The 4,417-nt window shown below is 60.0% G+C and carries 5 protein-coding genes; all 5 read left to right on the top strand.

Annotation, left to right across the window (positions count from 1 at the left end):
• On the top strand, positions 1-586 hold a 586-nt coding region (locus tag ACOYIE_RS09645; RefSeq protein WP_433412690.1), incomplete at its 5' end, for a DUF3658 domain-containing protein.
• Positions 587-649: 63 nt separating this feature from the next.
• The gene (hisZ, locus tag ACOYIE_RS09640) at positions 650-2,284 is read left to right on the top strand and encodes an ATP phosphoribosyltransferase regulatory subunit (protein WP_433412688.1); all 1,635 of its coding nucleotides are present in this window, start codon (positions 650-652) and stop codon (positions 2,282-2,284) included.
• A 72-nt stretch (positions 2,285-2,356) separates the two neighbouring features.
• Positions 2,357-3,658 (top strand): histidinol dehydrogenase, encoded by a 1,302-nt coding sequence (hisD, locus tag ACOYIE_RS09635; RefSeq protein ID WP_433412686.1) that lies wholly within the window; start codon positions 2,357-2,359, stop codon positions 3,656-3,658.
• Positions 3,645-4,220, top strand: coding sequence for an imidazoleglycerol-phosphate dehydratase HisB (gene hisB / locus ACOYIE_RS09630; protein WP_433412684.1), 576 nt, complete (start codon positions 3,645-3,647; stop codon positions 4,218-4,220). The genes hisD and hisB overlap by 14 nt, the downstream gene beginning before the upstream one ends.
• Position 4,221: 1 nt before the next feature.
• On the top strand, positions 4,222-4,417 hold a 196-nt coding region (locus ACOYIE_RS09625), incomplete at its 3' end, for a hypothetical protein (protein WP_433412683.1).

The following is a 4,417-nucleotide window of genomic DNA, read 5'->3' as shown; positions in this document are numbered from 1 at the left end:
GGCAGATGTACTTGCAGCCTGCAAAGAGCCGAAGAGTGTGATCGGCGGCGCCTCTGCCGTTGTGGTAATGACGAATAACCGTGTGCTGAACCGGCTGCTGCGTTATATGCCGCAGTGCATTTTGCGGCGGTATGCCGCGCGTATCGAACAGCGGCAGCAGCAGAAGCGCATGCAAAACGGCAGCGTGCAGTACAGCGGGATCGGCGAAATTGAGCCGCGCGCAGCGGCGTATTTCTATCAGCGCCGCCGCCGGCTGACGGAAACCGAACAGGCGCAGCTGCTGGCCGATTGGAAATGCCTGCGGGAAGAGAATGCGCCCCTGCGCGCGATGGTGGATGGCAGGGTGCGGTCCGTGCCGGCAGATTTTTATGATGAAACCATTTTGTCCTGTGCCCCGGAGCAAACGCAGAGCGCGGCGCAGACAGTCGGCCATGCGATGGGAAAAATTTCCCTGGAGCAGGGGAATCATGTGGGCGATATGCTGATATTTGACCGTATCCGCGCTTTGGCGTGGGCGGGACGGCTGGAAATCGTACACGATGCGCCGACCTATCGGGAAATGACCATCCGAAAAAACAGGGGTTGACAGAATACAGCGGATATGCTATTATTTTAACGTGATAAAGCAATAAAGGAGCCGATTTGTAATATGAGCCGCTTCAGCATTTCCACGCCGGAAGGCACAAGAGATCTTCTGTTCGCGTCCTGCCGCGCGCTGCGGCAGACGGAAAACGCGATTCGGGACGCGCTTGAAACGCGCGGATACAGTGAAATCATTACGCCTGTTGTTGAATATTTTGATGTGTTTGCCCAGGCAAATCCTGCCCTGGATCAGGAGCAGATGCTGAAAATTGTCGATAAATCGGGCCGCATCTGTGTTGCACGGCCGGATAACACAACGCCGATCGCCCGTATTGCGGCTACCCATCTGGACGGCAGTACGCTGCCCGTGCGGCTGTATTACAGCCAGAAGGTGTTCCGCTCGGTAGCGGCGGGGCATGGGCATAAGGGCGAATTTTTGCAGATCGGCGCGGAGCTGATCGGCGCAGACGGGCTGGAGGCCGATAAGGATATCCTGTCTGCGGCTTTCGGCGCACTGACTGGTACCGGCGCTGATAATTTCCGCATTGAGCTGGGCCACAGCGAGATTTATAAAGCGCTGATTGAGGAGCTCGGCGTTGACGGAGGAACAGCCGAGCAGATTCGCCGGCTGATTGAAAATAAATCGTTCGCCGCACTGGGGGATGCGCTTTCTCCCTATGGTGAGCGGCCGGCAGCCAGGGCGCTGCGCGCCATGCCGCAGCTGTTCGGCGGCATGGAAGTGCTGGACGAGGTCGAGTCGCTTACCGGCAATGTGCGCGTGTTGGGTGCGGTGTCCTATCTGCGCCGGCTGTACAGGGCGCTGGATGAGGCTGGATACGGCGACCAGATTATGATTGATCTGGGTCTGGTGCATGAGATGGATTACTACACCGGCGTGATGTTTCGCGGCTACATCGGCGGGGCGGGCGCGGCAATCCTGTCGGGCGGGCGCTATAATGCGCTGTGCGCCAAGTTCGGGCGCGATCTGCCTGCGGGCGGCTTCGGCATTGATGTGGAAAGCGTGGCGGAAAGCCTGGCCGGCGCGCAGTGTACTGCGGCGGAGACCAGGCGGGATTCCGTGCGCATTGCACTGACCAAGGGACGGCTGGAAAAGAAAACGCTTGCGCTGCTCAAAAATGCAGGATATGATATTTCTGAACTGGAAGCCGGTTCGCGCAAGCTGATCTTTACCTTGCCGGATACCAAAATCGAGATTGTGCTCGCCAAGGCGGCGGATGTGATCACCTATGTGGAGCACGGCGTGTGCGACATGGGCGTGGTCGGCAAGGATACGATCATGGAAAAGGGCGGCAGCTTTTATGAGATGGTCGACCTCGGCTTCGGCAAATGCCGGTTTGCGCTGGCAACCAAAAAGGGGAAAGACGTATACGGCGGATACAAAACGCCGGTTATTGCAACCAAGTATCCGGCGGTGACCCGCGCGTTTTTCGCCCGCAAGAATATGGATGTGGAGACCATCAAGATCGAAGGCTCGGTCGAGCTGGCGCCGCTGCTGGAACTTGCGGATGCGATCGTCGATATCGTGGAAACCGGTACGACACTGAAGGAGAACGGGCTGGAGGTCATCGAGGATGTCGCGCCCATCTCGGCGCGCGTGATCGTCAACCTTGCCTCAGCGAAGATGAAGAAGGCGGCGATCCAGCAGGTCATTGCCGAGCTGGAAAGCGGTTTGGATAATTGAGAATGGAAAATGGAGCAGGAAGGGCTGCGGTGCAGCTTTCCGCTTTATGGATACCAAGTAAGGAGCAAGCAGATGTTTTTGAAAACCGTGCTGGCAGACGGACAGGCAGAGCAGGCCGTCCTTCGGGAAATGCAGGCGCGCGCAGCAGGCGCGCGCGGCGATATTGAGCAGACGGTGCGCCGCGTGATGGACGACGTGCGGACCCGCGGCTGGGATGCGGTGGTCGAGTATGCCGAAAGGTTTGACGGCCGGGCGCCTTACCGTGTGGAGCCCGCTGTGCTGGAGGAAGCGTATGCGGCCTGCGATCCGGCCTTGATTGCCGCGCTGGAAAAAGCCGCCGCCAATATTCGGGATTATCACGAGCAGATGCTGGTCAAAAGCTGGGAATGGCAGCGCCGCCCGGGCGAAACGCTCGGGCAAACCGTGCGCGGGCTGGCGCGCGTCGGCATTTATGTGCCGGGCGGCACGGCGGCCTATCCCTCCAGTGTGCTGATGAACGCCATCCCCGCCAAGGTGGCGGGCGTGGGGGAGCTGGTCATGGTCACCCCGCCGACCGATAACCTGAGCCGCGAGGTGCTGGCGGCTGCTAAAATCGCAGGCGTGGATACGGTGATCGCGGTCGGCGGTACGCAGGCCATTGCCGCATTGACCTACGGTGCGGGCATCATCCCGCAGGTGGATAAGATCGTCGGCCCGGGCAACGCCTATGTGGCGGCGGCCAAGCGTCTGGCGTTTGGCACAGTGGATATTGACATGATCGCCGGTCCGTCCGAGGTGCTGGTGATCGCCGACCATACCGCCAACCCGACATGGGTCGCGGCAGACCTGCTCAGTCAGGCCGAGCATGATAAGCTGGCTTCTGCCGTGCTGCTGACCGACTCCATGGCGCAGGCGCAGGCGGTTTCGTGTGAAATGGAGCGCATGGCGCGGCAGCTTCCCCGGTGGGAAATCATCGCGGACAGCGTTCAGAATTACGGCTGTGCGATTGTGTTTGACGATTTGGCGGATGCCTGCCGCGTGGCGGATCTGGTCGCGCCCGAGCATCTGGAGGTCGTTACTGCCGCGCCGCGCGAGCTGCTGCCGCTGCTGCACAACGCGGGCGCGATTTTCCTCGGCGCGTATGCGCCCGAGCCGCTGGGCGATTATATGGCGGGACCCTGCCATGTGCTGCCGACCTCGGGAACGGCGCGGTTTTTCTCCCCGCTGTCGACCGATACATTTTTGAAGAAAACAAGCGTGATCGAATACACGCGCGGTGCGCTCGAAGGCTATGCGCAGGATATCATTGCGCTGGCGCAGAGCGAACATCTGGACGCGCACGCAAATTCGGTTGCCGTGCGCTTTGCGGAGGAAGTACAGGATGAGAAACGCTGAGATCAAACGGAAAACCAAAGAAACGGATATCTCGCTTGCCCTTGATCTGGAGGGCGGCGCGCGGGAGATCGACACAGGGATCGGTTTTTTTGACCATATGCTCAACAGCTTTGCGGTGCACGGCGGTTTTGGCCTGCGGCTTACCTGCAAGGGCGATCTGGAGGTGGACGGCCACCACACCGTGGAGGACTGCGGCATTGCGCTGGGGCAGGCGCTCGCGCAGTGTCTGGGGGACAGGGCGGGGATCGCCCGCTTCGGCGAGGCTTATGTGCCGATGGATGAGGCGCTTGGGTTTTGTGCGCTCGATATTTCAGGGCGGCCCTATCTGGTGTTTGACGCGCCGATGCCGCAGGCCGTGTGCGGGCAGTATGACACCTGCCTGACGGCCGAGTTCATGCGTGCGCTCAGCGTCAACGCGGGGCTGACGCTGCACTTGAAGGCGGAATACGGCGACAATGCCCATCATATCACGGAGGCATTGTTCAAGGCGCTGGCACGGGCGCTGCGGCAGGCCGTTGCCGTAACGGGCGGCGGTGTGCTTTCGGCAAAGGGGGTATTGTAATATGCAGAAGCTCATTTTATGCTATATCTGCGCCATTGTGTTTGTGCTGATTGGCGTGGGCAATTTGAAGCACAGCAGGAGCAAGCTGATTGTGCGGGATGATATCTGGAAAAAGTATCCGGAGAAGGAGGCGCTGCGCTTCCAGACGGCGACAGGCGTGGTGGATATCTTTGCAGGCATTCTCCTGGCTGTGGGCA

The sequence above is a fragment of the Agathobaculum sp. genome (genome assembly GCF_050946325.1).
In the GTDB taxonomy this organism is placed as follows: Bacteria; Bacillota; Clostridia; order Oscillospirales; family Butyricicoccaceae; genus Agathobaculum.
Note: the sequence above shows the minus strand (reverse complement) of the source record. Positions and strands in the feature narration are given on the sequence as shown.

Excerpts from the sequence above, each read along its gene's own strand:
- hisZ (WP_433412688.1), top strand. The coding sequence starts at position 650 with ATGAGCCGCTTCAGCATTTCCACGCCGGAAGGCACAAGAGATCTTCTG.
- hisD (WP_433412686.1), top strand. The coding sequence starts at position 2,357 with ATGTTTTTGAAAACCGTGCTGGCAGACGGACAGGCAGAGCAGGCCGTC.
- hisB (WP_433412684.1), top strand. The coding sequence starts at position 3,645 with ATGAGAAACGCTGAGATCAAACGGAAAACCAAAGAAACGGATATCTCG.